This is a genomic window from Microvirga sp. KLBC 81, assembly GCF_003075415.1.
In the GTDB taxonomy this organism is placed as follows: domain Bacteria; phylum Pseudomonadota; class Alphaproteobacteria; order Rhizobiales; family Beijerinckiaceae; genus Microvirga.
In genome coordinates this window covers 207,961-232,814 of sequence record NZ_QDAH01000001.1, presented here as the reverse complement: position 1 = coordinate 232,814, position 24,854 = coordinate 207,961, and the positions used below count along the sequence as shown (strand labels likewise).

Genomic DNA, 24,854 nt, shown 5'->3' with positions numbered 1-24,854 from the left:
GATCGTGAGGTCGCAACCAAACGCAGCCGCCCTATGGGGACGGCGTATAATAGCTGACGAAGATGGTGCGGCCTGTGATCATGGGCATGTTTCTACCGGCCCTGTTCTGATGCGTCAATGGCTCACAATATCGAACCTGCCCTTGGCAGCGCATCGCGCAGCGCCACTTGTGCGGCAGGCAGGCTCTTGCCGAGAGAGGCAGAGCCGCCGCTTGCCAAGCTTTGGCATTGGCAGCACTACTGCGCGAACATTGGCCGAACCTCATTGGCAAAGGACATCAACGATGGCTCATCATCCTGCAATCGCTCCCAACCGCGTGGCCGTCATCACTGGAGCTGCGAGTGGCATCGGGCTCGCGGCGGCAAAGCGCTTTGCGGAACTCGGGCTGAAGGTCTGCCTTGCGGATCTGCCGGGCGATGCTCTCCAGCACGCAGCGGATGAGGTGGCAGGCATCAACGGCGCCGAGAACGTGATCGCCGTTCCCACTGACGTCAGCCGCCGTGAGGATGTCGAGCAGCTGAAGGAGAAGGTTTGGGCAGCCTTCGGCGAAGTGGCCGTGCTGATGAACAACGCGGGCACCGAAGGCGGCGGTCAGCTCTTCGGCGATCCTCAGCGCTGGCAGGCCATTCTTCAAACCAATCTGTGGGGCGTCATCAACGGCGTGCAGGTCTTCGCGCCCGCCATGGTCGAACAGGGTACGCCCTGCGCCATCATCAACACGGGCTCGAAGCAGGGCATCACCACGCCTCCCGGCGACACGGCCTATAACGTGTCCAAGGCCGGCGTGAAGGTGGTGACGGAGGCGCTGGCCCATGAGCTGCGCAGCAAGCCGGAATGCAAGGTGACCGCGCATCTTCTCATTCCCGGCTTCGTCTTCACGGGCTTCACGCGGGCGCGTGGCGTGACCGAAAAGCCCGCCGGTGCCTGGGCGCCGGAACAGGTCATAGACTTTCTCCTGCCGGCTTTGGAGCGCGGCGACTTCTATGTGCTCTGTCCGGACAACGAGACGACCCGCGCGATGGACGAGAAGCGCATCCGCTGGGCTGCGGAGGACATCATCGAGAACCGCCCCGCGCTCTCCCGCTGGCATCCCGATTACAAGGATGCGTTCGCGAAGGTGATGGATCAAAAATGAGCGACGCTTTCAATCCGGCAGCCTTTCGTGCGCAGATCGCGCATCTGCTCGATGCGCATGATCGCGCGTTCGGCGTCGTGAGGGGCAGACATACGGTGCTCCGACAGCAGATTGAGAGCGGGGACGACATTCATTCCCGCTCAACGTTTCCCGGACACGTCACCACGTCGGCCTTCATTCTCGACGAAGCGGGCCGGCGCATCCTGCTGATCCATCACCGCTCCCTCGCACGGTGGCTGCAGCCGGGCGGGCATTACGAGGCACCTGAGCGGCTCGAGGCTTCCGCCTTGCGCGAGGCCTTCGAGGAAACGGGCGTGGAGGGGCTCGCCATCGATCCGTGGCATCGGGCCTCCGGCATCCCCATCGATATCAACAGCCACCTCATTCCGGCCCGGCCTCGGAAGAGCGAGCCTGAGCATTGGCACCACGACATCCGCTACATCGTGAGGGCGGAGGAGGGGGCGGTGCGTCCCGATCTGTCGGAGGTTCATGGTGCTGAATGGCGCGACGTGGCCGAGCTGGAGGGCATCGCGCCTGAGGCCTTGCGGAATATGCGCAAGCTCGGCCTTGTCCGCCTCTAACAAAACACGAAGCCGCGCTTACATGAGGGATCAACGGTCCACGCGCGAAGGAGGTTTGCCATGAACGATCAGGAACGCGAGGTCATTGCCGATATCTTCCGACGGCTCGAACAGGTGGCGAACCAGCCCCGCGATCCGGAGGCCGAGCGCTTCATTGCCGAAAAGCTGCGCCAGCAGCCCTATGCGCCCTACGCCATGGCGCAGGCGATTTTCGTGCAGGAGCAGGCGCTGGCAAGGCTCCAGGAAGAGAATGACCATTTGCGTGCCGACCTGGAGCACGCGAGCCGCCAGCCGCAGCAGGGCGGCTTCCTCTCCAGCATCTTCGGTGGCGGAGCGCGCCCACCGGGTCCGGCCTACAACACGCCGCCTGCTCGCCGCGCATCGCCCTGGGGCACGCCGCAGCAGCCTCCGATGCACCAGCCGCCCTACGGGGCACCGGGTCCTTGGGGCGGCGGCATGATGCAGTCGCGTGGCGGCGGCTTCCTGCAGACCGCACTTTCAACGGCTGCCGGCGTCGCGGGTGGCATGATGATCGCCAATGCTTTGTCCCATGCCTTTGGGGGTGATGAGAATCCTGCGGAGGCAGGACAGTCGGCTCTTGCGGATCTCGGCAACGATCAGGGCGGCAATACGGATTTGGCCGGCATCTCGGATTCTCTTTATGAAAATCCTGATCAGAACCGCGACGACTTCTCCGACTTCGGGGGCGATGCCGGTGATGACGGCGACTGGGCTTAATCGCGTGATCTCGAATTTTTCTCGCGTCATCCCCGGCCTTGTGCCGGGGATCCACGTCTTGGGAACCGCAACGGCTTAAAGACGTGGATGGCCGGCACAAGGCCGGCCATGACGAGGAGAGTTATGACGATGCTTAAATCACGATGACGGTCGTGCCGACCTTCACGCGGTTGTAGAGATCCACCACATCCTCGTTGAGCATGCGGATGCAGCCGGACGAGACGGCCTGTCCAATCGTGTGTGGCTCGTTGGTGCCGTGGATGCGGTAGAGCGACGAGCCGAGATAGAGCGCGCGCGCGCCGAGCGGATTGTCAGGGCCGCCTTCCATATAGCGCGGCAGGTCGGGACGACGGCGCAGCATCTCTGCCGGCGGGCGCCAATCGGGCCATTCGCGTTTCATCGACACCGTCTTTCGGCCGGCCCATTCGAAGCCCGGACGGCCGACGCCGATGCCGTAGCGGATCGCCCGCCCGCCCTCCTGCACGAGATAGAGGAACTTCGCGTTCGTATCGACGACGATCGTGCCCGGGCGCTCCCTGCCGCGATAGGATACGATCTGCCGCTGGAACTGAGGCGCAATCGCATAGTCGATGCTGTTGTCGTAGCCGGAATCTTCATAAGTCTGCGGCAGAGTCGCAACCTGCGTGCCGGAGCGACGGACGGAGCCCGTTGCAGACGGATAGTAGCCACGTGAGGCAGGACGCGTGACGAGGGGATAATTCTCGCTGTAGCCGTCCTGCGTGCGGGCGTAAGGATAATTGTATTCCGAGGAGATGTAGGTGCTGCCGTAGAAATGCCCGCCGCCATAGGCGTATTGAGCCGATCCGGAGGTTGGCGTCAGGGCGACGAAAAGCATTGCGGTGCAAGGGATCCAAGCGCGCATCGAAGCATCCTATCCTATGATTTTCTTCAATAACGACAAGCGCGGCGTTTGTTTCCGCCAAGCTCCGCAAAAATGCATGAATGCTCATCGTCCTTTTCTGTCGACAGTGAAAAACGGCGGATGAAGCGGCAGCCAAATTGCTGTAAGAGCTTCGCTCTTCTGCGAAAGCTCTCATCCTGAGAGCTCGTGCCTCACATCGTCGTGATCTTAAATGAAATACGGTCCCGCCCTTCGGGCAGCCGCAGGCATCGCGGTTCTGTCCGTCATGGATGCGGTCATCAAAGGGATGTCCGCCTATTACCCGACCTTTCAGGTCGCCTTCCTGCGTTTCATCTGTGGGACCATCGTCGCGACCGGCGTGGTTGCCGTCATGCGACCGGGCTGGCCGAGCCGCGAGACGGTGCAGGCGAATGTGCTGCGCTCCGTGATCGCAGTCGTCACGGCTGTCAGCTTCTTCTATGCGCTTGGCGAATTGCCCCTGGCAGAAACCCTCGTCCTCTCGTTCCTCTCGCCGATGTTCATCGCGCTCTTCGGACTGCTCATGCTGAAAGAGCGGGTGGATCCGAGGATCGTCGCGGCCATCGCCATCGGCTTCGGCGGCACGCTCGTGGTCGTGCTGGGACAGACGGAGGAGGCGGGTGCTGCCCGCTCCTGGATGGGCGTCGGCGCGGCGCTGTTGTCTGCCATCACTTACGCCTTAAGCCTCGTGCTGCTGCGCCAGCGGGCCCAGCGGGACAAGTTCCTGCATATCGTCTATTTCCAGAATATCGGCCCGGCTCTTCTCGTCCTGCCCTTCGGGCTTTGGGCCTGGCAGCCCCTGAACGTGGTGCATCTTGCCTGGTTCATGCTCATGGGCGTTCTCGGGGTCATCGGCCACGTGCTCATGGCAACCGCCTATGCGAAGGCCGAGGCTGCCCGGCTCGCGCCCCTGGAATACACTGCCCTGCTCTGGGCGGTTCTGATCGGCTATGGCGTGTTCAGCGAGATCCCCACTCTGGCGACCCTGGGGGGAGGGCTCCTCATCGTGGCCGCGGCCATGCTGACCACCCGGCGGTAGAGAGCGCTATCCCAAAGAACTGCGGTCCTTGGCGTCGACATCTTTGACGATGGCTAGGGCTTCTTGGATGAAGGCTTGGATGTCAAATGGAATGTCACCGTCTTCAAAACGATTAGTTACAGCGGAAAGGGGAGCGATCACCGCGATCTTGTGGGGGTGAGCCACTACGGGTTCAGACCCATAACTGTCGTCGATGGTAGCCCACTCGAAACCGGCAATGCGGATGAGTTCATCCCCGATCAGAACCCCGAGTGCCTCTTGGTCCTCGAAGGCATCATCTGCCACAGCTCCATGGTCGAGGAGGCGTTGTGCGCCCTCGATGGAGACAGGGGAGAGAAGGCGCGCCAGACGAGCCCGGCGGTCGGCCAGAAGGGTAGCGTGAGTGCTCCAGAGGGGCTGGTAGAGAGATTGGTTTGTCATAAGTAAGTGTTATTGAATAACTTTACTGCTTAATCAAGTTCATAGGCCCGCCTTGACTCTCCTTCTGCGCCTCCTTATCTCGCTTCCGCGTTAGCACTCGTCTCCCGACAGTGCTAACAGGGATAAGACCAGGGCGCGGCCATCGGGGCCGCGTTAACAGTCAAAGGGGAAGTTCCATGAAGTTCCGTCCGCTGCACGACCGTGTTGTCGTCCGCCGCATCGAGGCCGAAGAGAAGACGGCCGGCGGCATCATCATCCCGGACACCGCCAAGGAAAAGCCGCAGGAGGGCGAGGTTGTCGCCGTCGGCCCCGGCGCCCGCGATGAGACCGGCAAGGTCGTGGCTCTCGACGTGAAGGCCGGCGACCGCGTTCTGTTCGGCAAGTGGTCCGGCACCGAGGTGCGGATCGACGGTCAGGATCTCCTGATCATGAAGGAATCCGACATCATGGGCATCGTCGGCTGATCAAGCCGCTACGATCCCCATTACACGATTTCCAATTTAACTGGAGGCTGAGCCTATGGCTGCCAAAGACGTTAAGTTTTCTTCCGAAGCCCGCGAAAAGATGCTGCGCGGCGTCGACATCCTCGCCGATGCGGTGAAAGTCACCCTCGGCCCGAAGGGCCGCAACGTCGTGATCGAGAAGTCCTTCGGCGCTCCGCGCATCACCAAGGACGGTGTCACGGTCGCGAAGGAAATCGAGCTTGCCGACAAGTTCGAGAACATGGGCGCCCAGATGGTGCGCGAGGTCGCCTCGAAGACCAACGACATCGCCGGTGACGGCACCACCACCGCGACCGTTCTCGCTCAGGCGATCGTTCGCGAAGGCGCCAAGGCTGTGGCCGCCGGCATGAACCCGATGGACCTCAAGCGCGGCATTGACCTCGCCACCGCGGAGGCCGTGAAGGACATCCAGGCTCGCGCCAAGAAGGTGAAGTCCTCCGACGAAGTTGCCCAGGTCGGCACGATTTCCGCCAATGGCGACGAGTTCATCGGCCGTGAGATCGCCAACGCCATGGCAAAGGTCGGCAACGAGGGCGTGATCACCGTCGAGGAAGCCAAGACCGCCGATACGGTCGTGGACATCGTCGAGGGCATGCAGTTCGACCGCGGCTATCTCTCGCCGTACTTCATCACCAACGCCGAGAAGATGGTGGCCGAGCTCGAGGATCCCTACATCCTCATCCACGAGAAGAAGCTCTCCTCGCTTCAGCCCATGCTGCCGATCCTCGAGGCTGTCGTGCAGACCGGCAAGCCGCTGCTCATCATCGCCGAGGACGTTGAGGGCGAAGCCTTGGCGACTCTGGTGGTCAACAAGCTGCGGGGTGGCCTGAAGATCGCGGCCGTGAAGGCTCCGGGCTTCGGCGACCGCCGCAAGGCGATGCTCGAGGACATCGCGACCCTGACCGCCGGTCAGACGATCTCCGAAGATCTCGGCATCAAGCTCGAGACCGTGTCGCTCCCGATGCTCGGCCGCGCCAAGCGTGTCCGCATCGACAAGGAGAACACCACGATCATCGATGGCGCCGGCAAGAAGCAGGACATCGAGGCGCGCGTGGCTCAGATCAAGGCGCAGATCGAGGAGACCACCTCGGACTACGACCGGGAGAAGCTGCAGGAGCGCCTCGCCAAGCTGGCCGGCGGCGTCGCGGTGATCCGCGTCGGTGGCGCGACCGAGGTCGAGGTGAAGGAGAAGAAGGACCGCGTTGATGACGCGCTCAACGCCACCCGCGCTGCGGTGGAAGAGGGCATCGTTCCCGGCGGCGGCACGGCTCTGCTCCGCGCCAAGGCTGCGGTTTCCAAGCTCGCGACCGACAATCCGGACGTTCAGGCCGGCATCAAGATCGTGCTGCGCGCTCTTGAGGCTCCGATCCGCCAGATCGCCGAGAACGCCGGCGTCGAAGGCTCGATCGTGGTCGGCAAGATCAACGACAACACGAAGTCCGAGACCTTCGGCTTCAACGCTCAGACGGAAGAGTTCGTGGACATGCTCCAGGCCGGTATCGTCGATCCGGCGAAGGTCGTCCGCACGGCTCTGCAGGATGCCGCCTCCGTGGCCGGCCTCCTGGTCACCACCGAGGCCATGGTCGCCGACGCTCCGAAGCGCGAAAGCGCTCCCGCGATGCCCGGCGGCGGCATGGGCGGCATGGGCGGCATGGACTTCTAAGTCCTCGTCCTCGCGTCGTTCAGCAATAAAAAGTCCCGGGGGAAGCTCCGGGGCTTTTTTTATTACAAATTACTCTTGCCAAACATTATAATGTTATATATAAGTTTATATGCCTACAAGGGGAGGAGAGTATGGCCGTTCACATCATCGATCCATCCAATCCGTTGCCTCCCACCCATGGAGACAATGAAGACGCCCTCACCTTGGGAGTCGGTGAAACCGTCATCCTCAAGGCTGGAGCGGAGATTGCCGCTTATGGTGAAGGCTCGTTAGCAATCTCTGGCTATTGGGATAACACCTTGCTGATTGATGGTCGTGTCCACAGCGAACGGTGTTCGGCGGTCGGCATCCAGGGCCTCATCAATGTTGGAGCTGCTGGTTCGATTACGGGTGCAGCGGACGGCGTGTATCTCTATGGAGAAAACGAACCCGGCAGGCCCAATACCCTGATCAATGCAGGCTTTATCAGCGGGGGAGTGTATGGGGTTCGCCTGGAGGCTGACGAAAATATCGTCTCGAATTCCGGCAAGATCGTAGGTGATATTGGGATCGAAGCCTCTTTTTCGGATCAGTACCTGACCATCAACAATACGGGCCTGATCAAAGGGACTGGTGGTGTGGCTATTTATGGCGCTCTCTACGGCTCCAATGTTGTCACGAACAGTGGGCGGATTGAAGGAGACGTTATTCTTGGCGGAAATAGCTGGATAGAACCCGCCGGTCCACCGACGCATACCTATGACGGCCGTGGTGGCACGATCTCGGGAGTCGTGCGCTTCGCATCGGGGAACGACATTGCCTATGGCGGCGAGGGTTCCGAGACGTTTGTGCTGGGAGCGAACACCAACGTCGTCGATGGCGGCGGCGGCATCGATACGCTGGTCTACGATTTCCAGACCACGGTCGATCTGAGGATTACCACGAAGCAGCAGACCGGCAGCCACGCTTGGGATACCATCCAGAATATCGAGAACCTCAGCGGTGGCAGCTTCGCTGATGTCTTCATCGGTAACGACGTCACCAATGTCCTCGTCGGCGCGGCCGGCAACGACACGCTGGACGGCCAGGGTGGGAACGATCTTCTCAACGGTGGAGCCGGCAACGACAGCCATCTGGGCGGCAGTGGCACGGACTTTGCCACATTCACCGGCCGCCTCTCGGATTATACCATCACAGTCGGTCGAGGCGGCGAGGTGATCATTTCCGACAATCGCGCCTCCGGCGACGGTGTGGATGTGCTCACTGATGTCGACTTCGCGCTCTTCAGCGACACGATCTTCACCTTGCCAACCGTACCTGCCACACCTTCGATACCAACCACTCCTCCCGCCGCACCGGTGATTAAGAATCTCACATTCAAGGGCGGCAAGAAAGCAGATGGTCTGATCGGCGGAAAAGGGAACGACTACCTCAATGGCGGCCTTGGCAACGACAGGCTGACCGGCGGCGACGGGCAGGACACGTTTGCGTTCAGCAGCAAGCTGAGTCCCAAGAATGTCGATTGGCTTGTGGACTTCAAGCATTCCGACGACACGATCAGGCTGTCGAAGGCGATCTTCAGCAAGCTTAAGAAGGGCATCTTGTCAGAAGACGCCTTCTGTATCGGAGCGAAGGCTCATCACAAGAGCGACCGCATCATCTTCAACGAGAAGACGGGAGCCCTGTCCTATGATGCGGACGGCTCGGACACGAAATACGCCGCCGTCAAGTTCGCTCAGCTCAACCCGAAGACGCTGCTGAACGCAGACGACTTCCTCATCGCGTGATGCTGATCACATCGCTTTCATTATAAAGGCCCCGGATTTCTCCGGGGCCTTTTTGTTTGTGTGATGCAGAATTTTAAACGGCAGGCTTCAGCGAAGCCGAACCGGAGAGAAGCGGCAGGCGGGTCGACGGGCTCAGAGCGTAGGCGCCATCGCCCAGCAGGGCCTGCGCCACCGAGAGCACGATCAGGTACAGCGGATATTCCCAGCCGCCGCCAGGGGCGGAGAAGACCCAGCCGTTGCCGATATGGACCCAGGTGGCTCCTGCCAGGACCGGCAGGAGGGCAAGCGCTACCCAGCGGCTCTGGACGCCGAGGACCAGCAGGATGCCGCCGATGAGCTCGGCGAAGAACGTGGCATAGGCCAGGAAGGCCGGCAGGCCGAGGGACTCGAAATACTGCGCCGTGCCCGCCAGGGTGAAGGTCATGTACTTCAGGACCAGGCTGTGGGCGATGAACATGATGCCCAGAGAGACGCGGAGGAGGAGAACGCCATGGGCGGTGCTGGAAGAGGTGGTGTTGTTCGACATCGGGAAACTCCATGCAGATGCATGAATATTCATATGCACTTGCATGAAAATGTCAAATATGATGAAATTGCATAGAAACAGGAGGTGCTTTGCCGTGGTGCAAGACGTGCAGGAGCCATCAGATGCCGTGACTGACGCCTGGGTCCGCCTGGTCCGGGCGGAGAGGGAAGTGGTGGGCCAGATCGAGGCGGAGCTGAAAGGCGCCGGGTTTCCCTGCCTGTCGTGGTACGACGTGCTCCGGCATTTGAAGCGCCAGCCCGATGGCCGTTCCTCCCCGAAGGAGATTGAGGATGCGGTATTGTTCGAACAGTACAACCTCTCTCGGCTTCTGGACCGCATGGAGGCGGACGGGCTCGTGCGCCGCATCCCCTATCCCGGTGACAAGCGGCGGCAATTGGTGGAGATCACCAAGGAGGGGCGGGCGCTTCAGCGGCGCATGTGGGGCGTCTACGGTCCGGCCATCAACCGCTTCGTCGGTTGCAAGCTGACCGAGGCGGAGGCGGAGCAACTGGCCTCTCTGCTGCTGAAGCTGATGCGGCCCAAGAAGGATTAGGAAGAAGGATCAGGGCCAAGAACGAACTGGACTGACGGGCGTTCATGGGAGAAGACGGCTAAGTTTTTTGCCGCCCATGAGGGATGCCCCGTGACGACATGCTCTTCTTCATTCACCGGCCTGCGGCGCAGCATCCTGGCGGGCCTTGCCATCCTGCCAACCGCAACTTTCATCCTTGCCGAATTGCCTTTTGCCTGGGCGCAGTCGGCTTCGACCTCGCGTTCCAGCTCCACCTCCATCCGGACGCCAGACTTTGAAGAGAGCCTACGCTGGTATGAGAACATGCTCGGCTTCCGGTTGATCACAAGCCAGAACTTCGTACAGGGGCGAACGGCCGTTCTGGAGCGAAGCGGCTTTCTGTTGGAAGTCACTGAGGTCGATCACCTGCTGCCGCAGGGTCAGGATCCTCATGCCACAGGGGGTGTCGAGGTGACGCGCGTGCCCGTCGTCTCTTTCCTCGTGCCTGATGTCGACGAGGAGATCGAACGGTTGCGAAAGGCGGGCGTGGAGGTGCTCCAGGACCCGGCGGATGAGCTCGATGGCCGCTATCGCACGGCGCAGATCCGCGACAACGGCCGCCACAGGATCGAGCTGCGGGAGCCCGTCGACGAGAATGGCTTCAACGCGGTGGGACGTTGAAGAAAATTCTGTCGTACCTGGAATATTGCCTGGTGAGGCGTGTCTTTAAGGCGTGGTCATCACGACCGTCAGGAGGACACCCATGAAGCTGCTTTTCAGTTCTGCCCTTTTCGCCGGCGTTCTCATCGCCGCCACAGGTGTGCTTGCTCAAGCGGCTGCTCCCGCGAAAGTGGCTGATACGAGCAAGGGCAAGGCCCTTGTCGATGCCAAGGGCATGACGCTCTACACATTCGACCGCGACGCGGCCGGCAAGTCCAACTGCAATGGCCAATGCGCCCAGAACTGGCCGCCGCTCATGGCTGCGGCAGGTGCCTCCGCCTCCGGCGACTGGAGCGTGGTCACCCGCGACGACGGCTCCAAGCAATGGGCCTACAAGGGCAAGCCGCTTTACCTTTGGGTGAAGGACACCAAGCCCGGCGAGGTCACGGGCGATGGCGTCAACAATGTCTGGCATGTGGCGCAACCATAGACCTTGCCGGAAAGAGCAGGCATCCTCTTTGATGATGCAGGGCCTTACGAGAGTTTGACCGTGGACGAGATCGCCTCTCTTCTCGAGCCGCAGATCCCAGGCTTGCGCCGCTATGCCTGGGCGCTTCTGCGCGACGATGAAGCAGCTGACGATCTCGTTCAGGACACGCTGGAGCGGGCGATCCGCCACTGGAGCCAGCGCCGCCGCGACGGGGATCTGAAGGCGTGGCTCTTCGCGATCGAACGCAACCTGTTTCTCAACTCTGTACGCCAGCGCAAGAGCCATGGCGTTCAAGTTGGCGTCGAGGCGCTTGAGCATGCACCGGCGTCGACGGAATCGCCGGAGAGCCACGTGGGCTTTCGCGATGTTCTGGCGGGTCTTGACGCTTTGCCGGAGGAACAGCGGTCGGTGCTTCTGCTCGTGGGTGTCGAGGATCTTTCCTACGAGCAGGCCGCACAGGCTCTGGGCGTTCCACTTGGCACAGTGATGTCGCGCCTGAGCCGGGCGCGCGGACGCTTGAGGGAGTTCATGGAAAACGGACGCAATGCCGTTTTGAGGAGAGTGAAGTGACGGGTGAGCGACCCATCGGTGAGGACGACCTGCAGGCTTTCGTCGATGGAAGGCTCGAGCCTTCACGGTATGAGACGGTCAAAGCCTATCTGGCATCCGACCCGGCAAGGGCCGAACAGGTTCAGCGTGAGATCGAGCAGCGCGATGTTTTGCGCGCGCGCCTTGCCTTCAAGGTGCAGGAGCCGATCCCTGCGCGGTTGCGCGTCGCCAATATTATCGCCGCGCAACGTCAGCCGAAAATCGCCCGCTTTCAGAGAATAGCTGCAGCTCTTGTCTGGCTTGCGCTCGGCGGAGTGCTTGGCGCAGCCGGTGGAGTGTGGTGGACAGAGCGCTCCTCGCAACCTGCCGCGCAGATGGCTGTAGCCCATAGCGCCATCGCCGCTCACAGCCTTTATGTGACCGAGCGGCTTCATCCCGTCGAAGTCGCGGGCGATCAGGAAGCGCACCTCGTGCAATGGCTGTCGCGTCGTGTCGGGAAGCCATTGAAAGCACCGGATCTCAATACCCAAGGCTATCGCCTCATCGGCGGCAGGCTTTTGCCGTCAGGCAACGAGGCCGCGGCGCTCTTCATGTACGAGAACGGAAGCGGCAATCGCCTCACGCTTTATGTGCGCTCCAGTGTCGGAGAGGGGGAGACTGCATTCCGCTTCGAGACGCGGGATGGCGTCTCGGCGTTCTTGTGGATCGATGACGGCCTCTCCTATGTGGTCTCTGCGAAAGCCGATCGAGCACAGCTTTTGCCGATTGCAGAGGCGATCTATCATCAGTTCGAAGCAACAGGCGACCCCGCGAGGGGCCGCCTGTAATGGCCTGATCAGCCGAAGACCGCGGGGTCCGGGCCGACGCGGCCGTTTCTGTCGTCCATGGCTTCGATGATGCGCATATCCTCTGCGTCGAGACTGAAGTCGAACACATCGATGTTCTCGCGAATGCGCGACGGCGTGACCGATTTCGGGATCACGATGAAACCGTTTTCGAGATGCCAGCGCAGGATCACCTGGGCGGGCGTCTTGCCGTATTTGCGTCCGATGGCAGCGAGCTTTTCGTCGGTCACGAGGCTGCCCTGTCCGAGAGGGCCCCAGGACTCGGTGGCGATGTCGTGTTGCGTATGGAAGGCGCGCAGCTCCTTCTGCTGGAAGCGCGGATGCAGCTCGATCTGGTTCACGGTAGGAGCGATGCCGGTCTCATCGATCAGCTTTTGCAGGTGCTTTGCCTGGAAATTCGACACGCCGATCGATTTCACACGTCCTTCCTCCTTCAACCGGATCAGGGCGCGCCAGGCATCGAGAAAGCCTTCTCCGCTGACGCCCGGCCAGTGGATGAGATAGAGATCGAGAAAATCGAGCTTGAGGCGCTTGAGGCTCTCGTCGAAAGCGGTCAGCGCCGCATCGTAGTTGCGCTTGTCGTTCCACAGCTTGGTGGTGATGAAGAGCTCGTCGCGCGATACATCGGAGGCGGCAATCGCCTGGCCGACACCTTCCTCGTTCTCGTAGATAGCGGCGGTGTCGATGGAGCGGTAGCCGGCCTTGATGGCATCGGTCACGCAGGCGACGGCATCCTCGTTCGAGACGCGCCAGACTCCATAGCCGAGCTGAGGCATCGCGTTTCCGTCGTTCAGGCGAAGGGGTGGGGTGGTCGGCATCGACTGCTCCTGGAAGGGGATGAAAGGGTGCGAGACAAAGGTAGGGTCTCACGTTCGATAAACAAACCGTGACCGGCCATTCAGCGCCAAGAGGAACCAGCGCAGGTGAGCCTGCGTTCCGAAGCTTAGCGCTGATCCGATCTAAAAATGGGAGTGCCCTTTGTCCATCCCAGAAGCAAGAACCGGCACACCCGACCCCACGCTCGATGAAGGCGAGTTCCGCAGGCGTTTCCTTCAGACCTTCCAGGACCCTGCATTCGAGCCCTTGACCCAAGAACTGCAGCGCATCGCCGATGCAGCCTGGGATGCCTACAGCCATCATCGCAAGAGCCCGAGGACGCGCAAGGCCGGCCCTGGCTTTACCGATCCCGATTATGATCTTGCGGTCGATTGGATCGCAGCAAAGGAGGCGATTGATCGTGCGCAGCAGCGACATGAGGCTCCCAACGGTCCGGCGCGCTTTCTCCTGATCTCCTCGGCCTCGCGCAGCGAGCACACCTGTCCGGGTGAAATGTCGAAGACCTACCGGCTCGTCGAGATCGCGCGGCAGGTGATCGCAAGCGCGGAGAAAGTGGAGGTCGACATCCTCGATCTCAGCCGCCTGGCCTCCGAATACGGCCGCCACATCCACCCTTGCAAAACCTGCTTCTCGACATCAGCCGCGCTCTGCCACTGGCCGTGCTCCTGCTATCCCAATTATTCCCTCGGGCAGACGCAGGATTGGATGAACGAGATCTACCCGAAATGGGTGGAGGCGCACGGGATCATGATCGTCACGCCTGTGAACTGGTATCAGGTCTCCTCTCCACTGAAGCTGATGATGGATCGACTTGTCTGCGCCGATGGCGGCAATCCTGACCCGACGTCGACACACGGCAAGAAGGTGAAGGAGGCGAAGGAGCTGGAGCTGAAAGGCTGGGATTATCCCAGGCACCTCTCCGACCGCTTGTTCTCCGTGATCGTGCATGGAGACGCGGAAGGAACCGAAGGCGTGCGCCGCAGCCTGTCGGATTGGCTGCGCGCGATGAATCTTGAACCTGCCGGCAACCTTGCCGAACTCGATCGCTATATCGGTTATTGGAAGCCTTATGCCACCAGCCATGAGGAGCTGGATCGCGATCTCGATGTGCAGGCGGAAATACGCAACGCTGCGTGGACTCTTCTCGATGCCGTCAGATCGAAGAGAGCAGGGCACTGGGCAGAGGCCGGCAAGCGTTTGCAAGAGCCACGCCAGAAGTAGGCGGATATCGAGCAGGGTTCAGAAGTAAACTGTTCTCTTCTGAAGAAGCTCTACCTCGAAATAATTCTGGCAGGATATCGATGTTAGGATAATCTATTTCCCGCGTGCTGTGGCGAAGCGTTCAACTTGCGCAGCATCAAAGAGACCGTGATCTGGGGGAGCGGCTCATGCAGAATGCTTTCGAGCGGGGCCACCAGAAGCCCGGTACTATTCTTGCACATCCGAGCGATCGGAATTATCGCGCGCTGATCGAGCTCTGCCCCGATGCTCTTATGGTGCATGACGGCGAGGTCGTCATCGTCGCCAATCGTGCCATGGCTGATCTTGTTGGCCTGTCGTCCCCTGAACAGATCGTAGGTTCCCTCGTCCGGGATTTCGTGGCCGGCTCATCCCGGGCATTCGTGCAGGAGCGCATGCGCCATGTGGACGAAGTATCCTCGACGCCTTTAGTCGATCAGATCTGGAGGCGGATGGACGGTTCGGAGATCAAGGTGGAGGTTGCGGCAAGGCGCGTTCCCTGGGTGGCGCCGCAAGCCGCCATGGTGATCGCGCGGGATGTCACCGAGCGGCGTCGTCTGGAGGACCAACGCGAGAGGCTCCTCGCTGAGAAAGAGCTGCTGATACGCGAAGCTCATCATCGGGTCGCCAACAGCCTGCAGCTCGTTCAAGGCCTGTTGAAGCTCCAGGCGCGCACAGCGGAGAATGACGCTGCGCGCCACCAGTTGCGGGAAGCCTCCGCCCGGATCGGGACGATCAGCACGCTTCACTCCCGCCTGCAAATGGAAAGCTCCGCGGTCGAGGGCGATGCGCGGGCCTATATGGAAGGTGTGATTGCCGACTTACGCATAGCCTTGGGAGAGGCGTCGGATCGTCAAATCGTGCTCAATGCCTGCGATCTTGGTTCAATGATCTTGAAGGCAGACCTTCTCGTTGCACTTGGTCTTATTGCTGCCGAAGCCGTTACCAACTCCATCAAGCATGGAGCCGGGCATATCAGGGTTCATCTCGCGAAAGACGATGCAGGTTTGGAAATTGCCATCGACGACGATGGTGACGGATTCCCGAACGGCTTCGATCCCATGCGAGATGGCACGGGCCTCGGCATGCGCATGATCGCATCCCTCATCCAGGCTCGCGGCGGCAAGATCGTGATTGGCGAAAGCAGTGCAGGAGTGAGCGTTGCACCAAGCCGGATTGCTGCAATGCTCCCGCTCTAGCGCATCGTGCGGAACAGTGGACCCGGTTTTCCGCGCCCAACGATACGCTACTCTAGAGAATGAGCATCGGATGAGTCCCAAAAGTGCAAATCCACTTTTCACGTCCGATGCTGTAGAGCATTGTCCGGCGACGAGAGCCTGTTGCGCAAACATGAAAAAGGCCGGGCAATAGCCCGGCCTGATCATTCAGGACAAGGAATCGGCTTACCAGCTCGTGAGAACGGCGCCCTTGAACTTCTCTTCGACGAACTTCTTCACCTCGGGCGAACGATAGGCTTCGACGAGAGTCTTCACCCAGGGCTTGTCCTTGTCCTCAGCGCGCACGGCGATGATGTTCACGTAAGGACCCTTCGGATTCTCGCGGGTCAGCGCGTCCTTCACCGGATCGAGACCAGCCTGCGTGGCGTAGTTGGTGTTGATGACGGCGGCATCCACATCATCGAGCACGCGCGGAGCCTGCGCGGCGTCGATCTCGGTGAACTTCAGGTTCTTCTTGTTCTCGGTGATATCGAGGATCGTCGGCTTGAAGCCGACACCTTCCTTCAGCTTGAGCAGTCCCTTGTCCTGCAGCAGCAGGAGGGCGCGGCCGCCATTGGTCGGATCGTTCGGGATCGCAATGCTCGCGCCGCTCGGCAGCGCGTCGAAGGCCTTGTGCTTCCTGGAGTAGATGCCGATCGGGAAGTTCACGGTCTGCGCGACGGTCTCGATCTTGTAGCCGCGGGTTTCCTTCTGGTTATCCAGGTAGGGCTGGTGCTGGAAGGAGTTGGCCTCCAGCTCACCCGAGGAGAGAGCCTCGTTCGGCACCACGTAATCGGAGAACTCGACGATCTTGATGTCGAGGCCCTTCTGCGCCGCAATCGGCTTCACGGCTTCGAGGATCTGCGCATGTGGGCCGGGCGTGGCGCCGATGCGCAGCGTCTGCGTCTGTGCTGCTGCCGGAAGAGCTGCGAGGGAGAGGAGGGCGACGAGGCCCAGTTTCTTCAGGGACATGAGGGTACTCCTTGTGCGTGTCCTGAGAGCATCGGACCCAAAAGTGGATTTGCACTGTTGGGGCCCATCCGATGCTTCCTTCTTTGATGAGCGCATCGTTGAGAGCGGAAAACCGGGTCCACTTTTCCGCACGATGCGCTAAAGATCAGCTGTGGCGGATGCGCTTGTTGAGGCGTCGGGCGAGGCGGTCACCGATGCTCTGCACGGCCTGCACGAGCACGATGAGAACCACGACGACGGCGAGCATCATTTCCGGCATGAAGCGTTGATAGCCGTAGCGGATGCCGAGATCGCCAAGACCACCGCCGCCGACGGCACCCACCATCGCCGAGAAGCCCAAGAGCGAGACGATGGCGAGCGTGAGTCCCAGCACGATGCCGGGCAGGGCTTCGGGGATCAGAACCTTCAGCACGATCTGCAGCGGCGTTGCGCCGAAGGCGCGCGCGGCTTCCACGAGCCCCTGATCCACCTCGCGGATGGCGCCCTCGATGAGACGCGCGATGAAAGGCGTTGCGGCAATCGTCAGCGGCACGATGGCCGCATTGGTGCCGATGGAAGTACCCGCAATCAGGCGGGTGAAGGGGATGATCGCAACGACGAGAATGATGAAGGGCGTCGAGCGCGTGGCGTTGACGATGACCCCGAGAATACGGTTCACCCAGGGAGCCGCGAACAGCTCACCCTTGCCGCTGGTGGCGAGATACACGCCGAGCGGCAGGCCGAACAGCGTGGCGATCAGCGCCGAGACGCCGACCATGTAGAGGGTTTCGCCGGTGGAATTGGCGATGAGGCGGATCATCTCAGGCGACATGGCCGAGCACCTCCGTATCGAGACCGTGCTGTTTCAGGAAATCGAGCGTCTTTAGCGAAGCGGCTGCCGGCACGCTGACCACGAGAGTGCCGAACGGGCGGCCAGCAATCTCGTCCACAGCACCGGAAAGGATGTTGGCTTCAATGCCCTCCTCGCGTGCGAGACGCGCCAGAACGGGATCGGTCGCATGCGGGCCGCGGAAGCCGATGCGGATGACAGTCTGGCTGTCCGGCGTCGCCTCCTTCTGCAGGCGCTTCTGCACATAAGGCGGCAGTGCGCGGCCGGCTTCGTCGCCGAGGAAGGAGCGCGTGACTTCATGCTGCGGACGCGTGAACACCTCGAACACGTCACCCTGCTCGACGATGCGTCCGCCCTCGATCACCGCCACCTCGCGGGCGATGTTGCGGATCACCGCCATCTCATGGGTGATGAGCAGAATGGTGAGGCCGAGCTCCGCGTTGATGCGCGCGAGCAGATCCAGAATGGAGCGGGTGGTTTCCGGATCGAGCGCGGAGGTGGCCTCGTCCGAGAGCAGAACTTTCGGCTTCGTGGCAAGCGCACGGGCAATACCCACACGCTGCTTCTGGCCGCCTGACAGTTCGGACGGATAACGGTTGCGCTTGTCCGAGAGGCCGACGAGGGCCAGAAGCTCTTCCACCCGCGCCTTGATCTTAGCCTTGTCATAGCCCGCCACCTCGAGAGGCAGCGCGATGTTCTCCGCCGCCGTGCGGGAGGAGAGCAGGTTGAAGTGCTGGAAGATCATGCCGATGGAACGGCGGGCATGGCGAAGCTCGGATTCGGGCAGCGCGGCAATGTTCGCGCCGTCCACGATCACCTTGCCGGAGCTGGGCTTCTCCAGCCCGTTCACCAGGCGGATCAGGGTGGACTTGCCGGCACCGGAGCGGCCGATCACCCCGAGGATCGAACCTTTAGGTACGGCGAGGTCGATCTCGCGCAGGGCCGTGACGGGCTGGCCGTCGCGGCCGGGAAAGGTCTTCGAGATCTTCTCGAGGCGCACGATAGGCTCCGCCGGGATCAGGCGTTGCGACGGCTGGTCGCCGAGATATCCGAGAGGGGCGTTCATAGGGTCGCTTTACGGTCGTCTCATGAGTGGATACGACACATGGGATATGGCGTTCTCTATGTCAACTGAATTGTTCGTTAAACAGGATCATCTGTTCTGAAGAACGTCCTTGGCGGTGCAAAAGCGCCCCTTTATCCTCCAGCCGCGACATCACAAACCGGGGATCGCCGCTTTGAGGCGGACATTTCTCCTTGCTTTCGCCATGAGCGCGGTTGATCGGGCTCCCCTATGTTCCTATGGAGCCGAAGAGCGATTCCCCGTCAGGAGAAAAGAATGATCAAGGCGAGCATTGCGCTGGCACTCGTGGGTTTGGGCGTCTTGGGCGCTTCCGTGTCCGGAGCGGTCCAGGTTCCGTTCTATCTGCCGCTGTCCACCCTGGCCTTGGCCGGGATTCTGATGGTCGGCCGCGACATCCCGAAATTCCTGCGCATCTTCCTGGTGATGATCGCCGCGACGCATCTCGTGCTCGTCCTGCTCATTCTCGGGGCCACGCTCGGAGCGATCACGGGTGATTACACGGGCTATGTCCCGCCGCCTTCCGCCGCTCTGGGCGCCACGGCGTTCGGAGCTCTCATATACGGCTTGTCCTATGTGCGTGTGGTCCAGACCGTCTGCCGCATTGCCGATCGTTATCTCGACTCCCAGGCCGACAGCATCATCCGTATTCCTTTCATCGGTCTCGTGCGGGCCCGCGAGGGAACAATCGGCACGTGGATGATCGCCATTCTCATCGCGATCAATCTCGCCCAGGTCGCACTCAATGTCCGCCTCAGCTTCTTCTCGCGCGACATGTTCAATGCGCTCGAGGCCAAGGATGCCGCAGCCTTCTGGTATCAGCTCTTCATCATCTTCACGCCGCTGGCCGCCGTCTTCGTCGCCATCGCGCTGACAGAAGTGCTGCTGCAGAACGTGCTCACCATCCGCTGGCGCGCGTTCCTCAACACTTACTATGTCGGCGAGTGGCTGGGTGATGGCGCACATTACCGGATGCAAATCATGGGACGCGGCGCGGACAACCCGGACCAGCGCATCTCGGAAGATCTGCGCAAGTTCGTGGAAAGCACCTATTCCTTGTCCGTGGGCCTCATGAACCAGGCGGCGACGCTCGTGTCCTTCGTCGCGATCCTGTGGACGATCTCGGCGGGCTTCACCTTCCCCGGCACCAATGTCGAAGTGCCCGGTCTGCTGGTCTGGGTCTGCGCGGGCTATGCCATTCTCGGCACCTGGGTCACGCATCTCATCGGCCGTCCCCTGATCGCCCTCAACTTCGAGCAGGAGCGGGTGGAGGCGAACTACCGCTTCTCCCTTGCGCGTCTGCGCGAATACACGGAGCAGGTAGCGCTCCTTTCCGGCGAGCCTGCGGAGCAGGAGGGGCTTGGCAGGCGCTTCGGCCAGATCGTCGACAACTACATGCGGATCGTGATCCGCCTCATCAAGCTCAACACCTTCACGTCGGCCTACTTCCAGGCCAACGTGGTGGTGCCCTACATCCTCACCGCGCCTTACTACTTCATCGGCAAGATTTCGCTCGGCCAGATGCAGCAGGTGGTCGGTGCCTTCTCGCGCGTGGAATCGGCGCTCACCTACTTCATCCAGATCTATACCACGCTGGCCGACTACAAGGCGGTGCTCGATCGTCTCACCACCTTCGAAGGGGCCATTGCATCGGCGCAGCGTATCGGCGGCGAGAGCAAGCTTGCGGTCACGCCTGCGGCAAACCGTGAGCTGCGCCTCAAGAATCTCAATGTGCGCCTGCCCGACGGCCGCGCTCTGATGCACGCGGATGGTCTCGCTTTCCGTCCCGGCGAGCGCACGCTGATGACGGGGCCGTCCGGCTCCGGCAAATCGACTCTGTTCCGCGCCATCGCCGGAATCTGGCCCTTCGGCGAGGGCGAGGTGCTGGTGCCGCAGGGCCAGAGCATGATGCTGCTGCCGCAGCGGCCTTACATTCCCATCGGCACCCTGCGCGAAGCGGTGACCTATCCCTCGCACGGGCAGGCCTACCCCGATGCCGCAATCGCCGATGCCCTGCGCGCCGCAAAACTCCCGCAGATCGCGGACAGGCTCGACGAAGAGCGCGCCTGGGGTCAGACCCTCTCGCTCGGCGAGCAGCAGCGTCTCGCGGTCGCCCGCGCCCTTCTCGCCAAGCCCGATTGGCTGCTCCTCGACGAAGCCACGGCGGCGCTCGACGAGCCGACGGAGGCCGAGATCTATCAGGTGATCAAGGAGAAGCTGCCGCAGACGACGGTGGTCTCCATCGGCCACCGCTCGACGCTTGCGGCCTATCACGACAGACGCATCGACCTGAAACGGGCGGAGAATGGTCTCTCGACCCCTGTGGACCTGATGCAGCCTCAGCCGGCTGAGTAGATCTTTCACGTCATGGCCGTCCCTGGACTTGATCCGGGGCTCAGTCCCGGCCATCCCGATCAGAAAGGTACGGCGTCCCGATCAATCGAGATCACCGGTACAAGGCCGGTGATGACATCTGAGGACTACAGCCTCGGACGTGAAAAGTGGATTTGCACTTTTGGGACCCATCCGATGCTTTCTCCTTGAATGAGAGCATCGTTGAGAGCGGAACCGGAGGTCCGCGTCAGCGAAAACCGGGTCCACTTTTCCGCACGATGCTCTAAAAGAAAAAGGCCGGCATCGCTGCCGGCCTTTTGCATGAGAAGTCGTGCTCTTCCTACAGCGCGCGCTCGAAGCGCAGCTCGCCGGTCTGGCTGCGGATGATCAGGGTAGGGCCCTGAATGTCCCACTTGCCGGAGCTGCGCAGCGCCATCAGGAAAGCGTTCTCGATGGCCATGGCTCCCTTGTCGCAGCTCCGCTTCGACAAGGCGAAGGGGGCGACTGCCAGTCCCTGCTCGCGCAGAGGATAGGCGGTGGTCGAGTAGGTGTTGCAGCCGGAAAAGCCCGTCGCGCGAAGCTGGTCGTCGAGCTTGAAGGTCGGACGCTCCCCGGAGAAGGGCTTGTTGTTCAGGCTCACGGCAATCCAGGACGAGTTCAGAGGGAAGGTCTTGCCCTGAGCGCCCGGCTGCGGAACCTTGGGATCCACTTGACGGGTCGGGCCTGCTGGCCGGCCGAGAGTCGCGGCCGTCTGGGCATCGGCGACTGAAACTTGAGCCGCGGAGACAGTGGCGAGAGCCGCCAGAAGTGCTGCCAATCGAAGGGCGTTCATCGGAACCTCTTCATCGTAAAAACGCCGGCACCATAAGAGGCCTTGACCGTAGAGGCAACGCCTTGAGCGATATTGTCCTAGAGCATCGGTTCCAAAAGTGGAATGCACTTTTGGGATTGCCCCGATGCTCTCTTCTTTGATGAGCGCATCGTTTTCAGCGGAAAACCGGGGCCACTTTTCGCTGACGCGGCCCTTCGGGTCCGCACGATGCGCTATAGCGGTTGTTGCCACAGGCAAGCTGAAGCCTCGCTTAAAGAGGTCTCAACTTGAAGAACTGTCAGCCGATCCGCTGCAAAAGCCGCTCGGTGAGAGCATTGGTGGGACGGAACAGGTAGTCGAAGGTGCGGACCGTGATGTCATGCGCCCCGATCCCCTGAAGAGCCGCCACGATATCGAACATCGCCGATGCCGGGCAATGGAGCACCACCTCCCGGCCCAGGGCATTGCCATAAGGCTGCGTAGCGCCGAAATCCCGCGCGAGCGCGGAGAAAGCGTGGGCCTTGGCCGGATCGAGGGCCGCCCGGATCTCGCGGCTTTCCCGTGCCTCTTCCTCGGCCGCGATGCGCGTCAGAACGGCGGTCGCAGCCGCGCGGGCCTTGGTCGTCCAAGGCGCACGAACCGAGGCGACGAGATTGGCCTCGGAACGCAGCATCACGCCGTCGTCGAGGATCTTGAGGGCATTGGCAGCGAGTGTCGCGCCGGTCGTGGTGATGTCCACGATCAGCTCCGCCGAGCCCGCGCCAGGCGCACCCTCCGTCGCGCCCAGGCTCTCGACGATCCGGTAATCGGCGATGCCCTTCTCGGCGAAGAAGCGGCGGGTGAGGTTCACGTATTTCGTGGCCACCCGCATCTTGCGGCCATGGTGGGCGCGAAGGTCCGCTGCGACCTCATCGAGATCGGCCATGGTTCGCACGTCGATCCAGGCCTGCGGCACGGCCACCACCACATTGGCATGGCCGAAGCCGAGCGGAGTAAGCAACTCGACAGCCTGGTCCGCATCCGCGATCTGCTCGCGGATCAGGTCCTCGCCGGTGATGCCGAGATGCACGGAGCCGGTGGCGAGCTGCGTCACGATCTCGGAGGCCGAGAGGAACGCCACCTCCACGTCCGGCACCCCTTTGAGCGTGCCGCGATAATCGCGCGCGCCGCGCGACTGGGAGAAGACGAGGCCGGAACGGGCGAAGAATGCAGCCGCGTTTTCCTGCAGGCGGCCCTTGGAGGGCACCGCTAGAATGAGAGGGGAATCGGTCATCAGGGCCTCCCCACGATACGGTCGAGCCAGAAGGAGCAGCCGACTGCCGGGATCGGGCCCTCAGATCCGAGATGCTCCAGCAGCCGGTCATAGCGACCGCCGCCCACGATGGGCTTGCCGTCACTGCGGCGCGGGTCCTGCACCTCGAAGATGAAGCCCGTGTAGTAGTCGAGATTACGGGCGAAAGTGGCGGTGAACGAGAAGGCGCTCACATCGAGCCCGCGCGCGGCCATGAAGCCGGTGCGCTCCTCGAAGAGGCCAATGGCCGGGTCGAGATCGAGCCCCGCATCCCTGGCGAGGAGCCGGACGGCATCCGCCGCCTGGTCCGGGTCGCCGGAGATGGTGAGGTAGCGCTCCAGAACCTGCCGGGCCTCGTTCGACAGAACGGTGCGGTTGGCCGCGCGGGCCAGGAAGCGCTCGGCGATCTCGCCCGCGCTGCGGCCGCCGACGGTGGCGATGCCGGCAATCGAGAGAATGTCCTCCACAAAGGCCTTGGCCGCCTGAGGCGCTTGGCCTTCGATGGCGGCGAGAAGGCCTGCATGCTCCTGCTGGCCCGGGCCGTCCGTCTCGGAAAGGCTCGCCAGCCCCTGGCCGGACACGATGGCGCGGATCACGCGGCGCTTCGCGGCAGGAGCGATGCCGAGCGCATCGATGAGGGCATGGAGCAGGCCCATGTCGCCGAGCTTCACGATGGGAACAGGGCTGCCGATGAGTCCCAAGCCGTCCAAGGCAAGGCCGAGGATTTCCGCGTCGACCGCGGCGATATCTGTCCGACCAATGGACTCGATGCCGGCCTGCAGGAACTCGCCGCTCTCGTTAGGGCGCATGCGGAAGACGGGGCCGCCGTAGGAATAGCCGGAGGGCTCGGTTCCGCGATGGGAGAGATGCTGGAGGCAGACGGGAATGGTGTATTCGGGCCTGAGGCACAGCTCTGCGCCCGAGGCGTCCTGCGTCACGAACATGCGCCGCCGGATGTCCTCGCCCGAGAGGTCGATGAACACGTCCGCCGGCTGCAGAACCGGCGGCTCGACACGCGCATAGCCCTCGCGCTCGAAAAGCGCGATCAGCGCAACAATGGCATCCGTCTCCGTCACTGGCGTCGCTCAAATCCTTTGATCCGGCATGCTCTCTAGCAATGCCGGGCCAGGAAGGCGACCGTTTTCAGCCGGAAGGGTGAACGGAAGGGCAGGGTGGTGTCATCCCGGGGCCGCGGAGCGGGGCCCGGGACGTGTCCAGAACGGGATACGGGCTTCCCCTGTGCCTGACACCCCTCGTCATGGCCGGGCATGTCCCGGCCATCCCGGTAAAGAAAAGCGCCGTGCCTCAATAATCGGGATCACCGGCACAAGGCCGGTGATGACACGGAGCTTAATTCTGAGAGCAATCCCGGATCTCCGCCGCGCTCCGTCTGGGATGACGTGGGCGAAGGATCACTCCTCGTGGGCGGTGTCGCTCTTGGCTTTCGAGGTCTTGCGCTTGCTGTGATCGCTGGAGCGGTGGACGTACTTGACCTTCTTAGTCTCGCCCGTGCCTGTATCTCCTCCTTCACCCGTGATGCTGGCGGGGAGGAATTGACGGGCTGCTTCCGTCACGACGCTCGCGACCGCGCCTGCCGCGGTCTGGGTCATGTCGGCGGCTTGCGAGCCTGCATCTGCAACCGCCGCCCCTGCCTGCCTTGCCGGGCGGGTTTTGGTCAGGACCGCAGCCGCGGCCCCGGCGGCGGCAATCAGGGCATCGGCCAGGATTTCGCGGCCCAGATCCGAGTTGATCAGATCCGTCAGGCCCGATTTCTTGGCGGTTTTTTGCAGAGACTTGGAGAGCTGCGTACCCGTGCTCTTTGATTTCCCGGATTTCTTTTTGTTCTTGGCCTTCGCCATTGGTGTCTCCTGATAGTCAAGCTTCAGGAGACAACCCGGAGGAAAGGGCGGGGGTTC

At 61.9% G+C, this 24,854-nt stretch carries 26 protein-coding genes; 15 read left to right on the top strand and 11 right to left on the bottom strand.

What is annotated here, in order from left to right:
• Window positions 1-283 precede the first annotated feature (283 nt).
• Genes DC522_RS01135 through DC522_RS01125 form a run of 3 tightly spaced genes read left to right on the top strand, consistent with a single transcriptional unit; the run spans window position 284 to window position 2,454 of the window.
• Window positions 284-1,135 (top strand): SDR family NAD(P)-dependent oxidoreductase, encoded by an 852-nt coding sequence (locus DC522_RS01135; protein ID WP_116526849.1) that lies wholly within the window; start codon window positions 284-286, stop codon window positions 1,133-1,135.
• Window positions 1,132-1,716 carry an NUDIX hydrolase gene (locus tag DC522_RS01130; RefSeq protein WP_116526848.1) on the top strand — a complete coding sequence of 195 codons (585 nt, stop codon included), beginning with the start codon at window positions 1,132-1,134 and terminating at the stop codon, window positions 1,714-1,716. Before DC522_RS01135 ends, DC522_RS01130 begins: the two co-directional genes overlap by 4 nt.
• Window positions 1,717-1,776: 60 nt before the next feature.
• Window positions 1,777-2,454 carry a DUF2076 domain-containing protein gene (locus DC522_RS01125; protein WP_116526847.1) on the top strand — a complete coding sequence of 226 codons (678 nt, stop codon included), beginning with the start codon at window positions 1,777-1,779 and terminating at the stop codon, window positions 2,452-2,454.
• A gap of 133 nt (window positions 2,455-2,587) precedes the next feature.
• On the opposite strand, the gene DC522_RS01120 is transcribed toward DC522_RS01125, so the two are convergent.
• Window positions 2,588-3,337: a L,D-transpeptidase gene (locus DC522_RS01120; RefSeq protein WP_245443879.1), complete on the bottom strand. Its 750-nt coding sequence runs from the start codon at window positions 3,335-3,337 to the stop codon at window positions 2,588-2,590.
• A gap of 211 nt (window positions 3,338-3,548) precedes the next feature.
• Between DC522_RS01120 and DC522_RS01115 the strand changes: the two genes are divergently transcribed.
• Entirely contained in the window at window positions 3,549-4,394 is an 846-nt protein-coding gene (locus tag DC522_RS01115; protein ID WP_116526845.1) for a DMT family transporter, read from the top strand.
• A 6-nt stretch (window positions 4,395-4,400) separates the two neighbouring features.
• On the opposite strand, the gene DC522_RS01110 is transcribed toward DC522_RS01115, so the two are convergent.
• Window positions 4,401-4,814 carry a DUF3806 domain-containing protein gene (locus DC522_RS01110; protein ID WP_116526844.1) on the bottom strand — a complete coding sequence of 138 codons (414 nt, stop codon included), beginning with the start codon at window positions 4,812-4,814 and terminating at the stop codon, window positions 4,401-4,403.
• A gap of 176 nt (window positions 4,815-4,990) precedes the next feature.
• Here DC522_RS01110 and groES point away from each other — a divergent pair, with 176 nt between their 5' ends.
• From groES to DC522_RS37065, 3 genes are all read left to right on the top strand, one after another.
• Entirely contained in the window at window positions 4,991-5,278 is a 288-nt protein-coding gene (gene groES, locus DC522_RS01105) for a co-chaperone GroES (protein WP_047190654.1), read from the top strand.
• Between the two features lie 55 nt (window positions 5,279-5,333).
• Window positions 5,334-6,980, top strand: coding sequence for a chaperonin GroEL (gene groL, locus DC522_RS01100; RefSeq protein WP_116526843.1), 1,647 nt, complete (start codon window positions 5,334-5,336; stop codon window positions 6,978-6,980).
• Between the two features lie 131 nt (window positions 6,981-7,111).
• The gene (locus DC522_RS37065; RefSeq protein ID WP_305777704.1) at window positions 7,112-8,746 is read left to right on the top strand and encodes a calcium-binding protein; all 1,635 of its coding nucleotides are present in this window, start codon (window positions 7,112-7,114) and stop codon (window positions 8,744-8,746) included.
• A gap of 73 nt (window positions 8,747-8,819) precedes the next feature.
• Here DC522_RS37065 and DC522_RS01080 read toward each other — a convergent pair whose 3' ends face one another.
• A complete protein-coding gene (locus DC522_RS01080) occupies window positions 8,820-9,272 on the bottom strand; it encodes a DoxX family protein (protein ID WP_116526839.1) in 453 nt (150 codons plus the stop codon).
• Between the two features lie 61 nt (window positions 9,273-9,333).
• On the opposite strand from DC522_RS01080, the gene DC522_RS01075 reads away from it, so the two are divergent.
• From DC522_RS01075 to DC522_RS01055, 5 genes are all read left to right on the top strand, one after another.
• A complete protein-coding gene (locus tag DC522_RS01075) occupies window positions 9,334-9,825 on the top strand; it encodes a MarR family winged helix-turn-helix transcriptional regulator (protein ID WP_245443889.1) in 492 nt (163 codons plus the stop codon).
• Between the two features lie 90 nt (window positions 9,826-9,915).
• A complete protein-coding gene (locus DC522_RS01070) occupies window positions 9,916-10,464 on the top strand; it encodes a VOC family protein (protein WP_116526837.1) in 549 nt (182 codons plus the stop codon).
• A gap of 82 nt (window positions 10,465-10,546) precedes the next feature.
• Window positions 10,547-10,933: a hypothetical protein gene (locus DC522_RS01065; protein ID WP_116526836.1), complete on the top strand. Its 387-nt coding sequence runs from the start codon at window positions 10,547-10,549 to the stop codon at window positions 10,931-10,933.
• 60 nt (window positions 10,934-10,993) lie between these two features.
• Complete coding sequence (locus tag DC522_RS01060; RefSeq protein WP_116526835.1) at window positions 10,994-11,503, top strand: RNA polymerase sigma factor; 510 nt, start codon at window positions 10,994-10,996, stop codon at window positions 11,501-11,503.
• Complete coding sequence (locus DC522_RS01055) at window positions 11,500-12,309, top strand: anti-sigma factor (protein ID WP_116526834.1); 810 nt, start codon at window positions 11,500-11,502, stop codon at window positions 12,307-12,309. Before DC522_RS01060 ends, DC522_RS01055 begins: the two co-directional genes overlap by 4 nt.
• A gap of 8 nt (window positions 12,310-12,317) precedes the next feature.
• On the opposite strand, the gene DC522_RS01050 is transcribed toward DC522_RS01055, so the two are convergent.
• Window positions 12,318-13,145, bottom strand: coding sequence for an aldo/keto reductase (locus DC522_RS01050; protein ID WP_116526833.1), 828 nt, complete (start codon window positions 13,143-13,145; stop codon window positions 12,318-12,320).
• 160 nt (window positions 13,146-13,305) lie between these two features.
• On the opposite strand from DC522_RS01050, the gene DC522_RS01045 reads away from it, so the two are divergent.
• Window positions 13,306-14,385 (top strand): flavodoxin family protein, encoded by a 1,080-nt coding sequence (locus DC522_RS01045; RefSeq protein ID WP_116526832.1) that lies wholly within the window; start codon window positions 13,306-13,308, stop codon window positions 14,383-14,385.
• Between the two features lie 167 nt (window positions 14,386-14,552).
• On the top strand, window positions 14,553-15,602 hold the full coding sequence (locus DC522_RS01040; RefSeq protein ID WP_116526831.1) for a sensor histidine kinase: 1,050 nt from the start codon (window positions 14,553-14,555) through the stop codon (window positions 15,600-15,602).
• A gap of 204 nt (window positions 15,603-15,806) precedes the next feature.
• Here the strand turns inward: DC522_RS01040 and DC522_RS01035 are convergent, their stop codons facing one another.
• The 3 genes from DC522_RS01035 to DC522_RS01025 all read right to left on the bottom strand — a co-directional run bounded on the left by DC522_RS01035 (window position 15,807) and on the right by DC522_RS01025 (window position 18,487).
• Entirely contained in the window at window positions 15,807-16,592 is a 786-nt protein-coding gene (locus tag DC522_RS01035; protein ID WP_116526830.1) for a MetQ/NlpA family ABC transporter substrate-binding protein, read from the bottom strand.
• Window positions 16,593-16,737: 145 nt separating this feature from the next.
• The gene (locus tag DC522_RS01030) at window positions 16,738-17,403 is read right to left on the bottom strand and encodes a methionine ABC transporter permease (RefSeq protein ID WP_116526829.1); all 666 of its coding nucleotides are present in this window, start codon (window positions 17,401-17,403) and stop codon (window positions 16,738-16,740) included.
• Window positions 17,393-18,487 carry a methionine ABC transporter ATP-binding protein gene (locus DC522_RS01025; RefSeq protein WP_116526828.1) on the bottom strand — a complete coding sequence of 365 codons (1,095 nt, stop codon included), beginning with the start codon at window positions 18,485-18,487 and terminating at the stop codon, window positions 17,393-17,395. The genes DC522_RS01030 and DC522_RS01025 overlap by 11 nt, the downstream gene beginning before the upstream one ends.
• Window positions 18,488-18,760: 273 nt before the next feature.
• Here DC522_RS01025 and DC522_RS01020 point away from each other — a divergent pair, with 273 nt between their 5' ends.
• Window positions 18,761-20,857, top strand: coding sequence for an ABC transporter ATP-binding protein/permease (locus tag DC522_RS01020; protein WP_116526827.1), 2,097 nt, complete (start codon window positions 18,761-18,763; stop codon window positions 20,855-20,857).
• A gap of 319 nt (window positions 20,858-21,176) precedes the next feature.
• Here DC522_RS01020 and DC522_RS01015 read toward each other — a convergent pair whose 3' ends face one another.
• From DC522_RS01015 to DC522_RS01000, 4 genes are all read right to left on the bottom strand, one after another.
• On the bottom strand, window positions 21,177-21,668 hold the full coding sequence (locus tag DC522_RS01015) for an META domain-containing protein (protein WP_116526826.1): 492 nt from the start codon (window positions 21,666-21,668) through the stop codon (window positions 21,177-21,179).
• A gap of 277 nt (window positions 21,669-21,945) precedes the next feature.
• Window positions 21,946-22,920, bottom strand: coding sequence for an ATP phosphoribosyltransferase (gene hisG, locus DC522_RS01010; protein ID WP_116526825.1), 975 nt, complete (start codon window positions 22,918-22,920; stop codon window positions 21,946-21,948).
• Window positions 22,920-24,014 (bottom strand): ATP phosphoribosyltransferase regulatory subunit, encoded by a 1,095-nt coding sequence (locus tag DC522_RS01005; RefSeq protein ID WP_116526824.1) that lies wholly within the window; start codon window positions 24,012-24,014, stop codon window positions 22,920-22,922. The genes hisG and DC522_RS01005 overlap by 1 nt, the downstream gene beginning before the upstream one ends.
• A gap of 336 nt (window positions 24,015-24,350) precedes the next feature.
• Window positions 24,351-24,797, bottom strand: a complete 447-nt coding sequence (locus DC522_RS01000; RefSeq protein ID WP_116526823.1) for a hypothetical protein — start codon at window positions 24,795-24,797, stop codon at window positions 24,351-24,353.
• Between the last annotated feature and the right edge of the window lie 57 nt (window positions 24,798-24,854).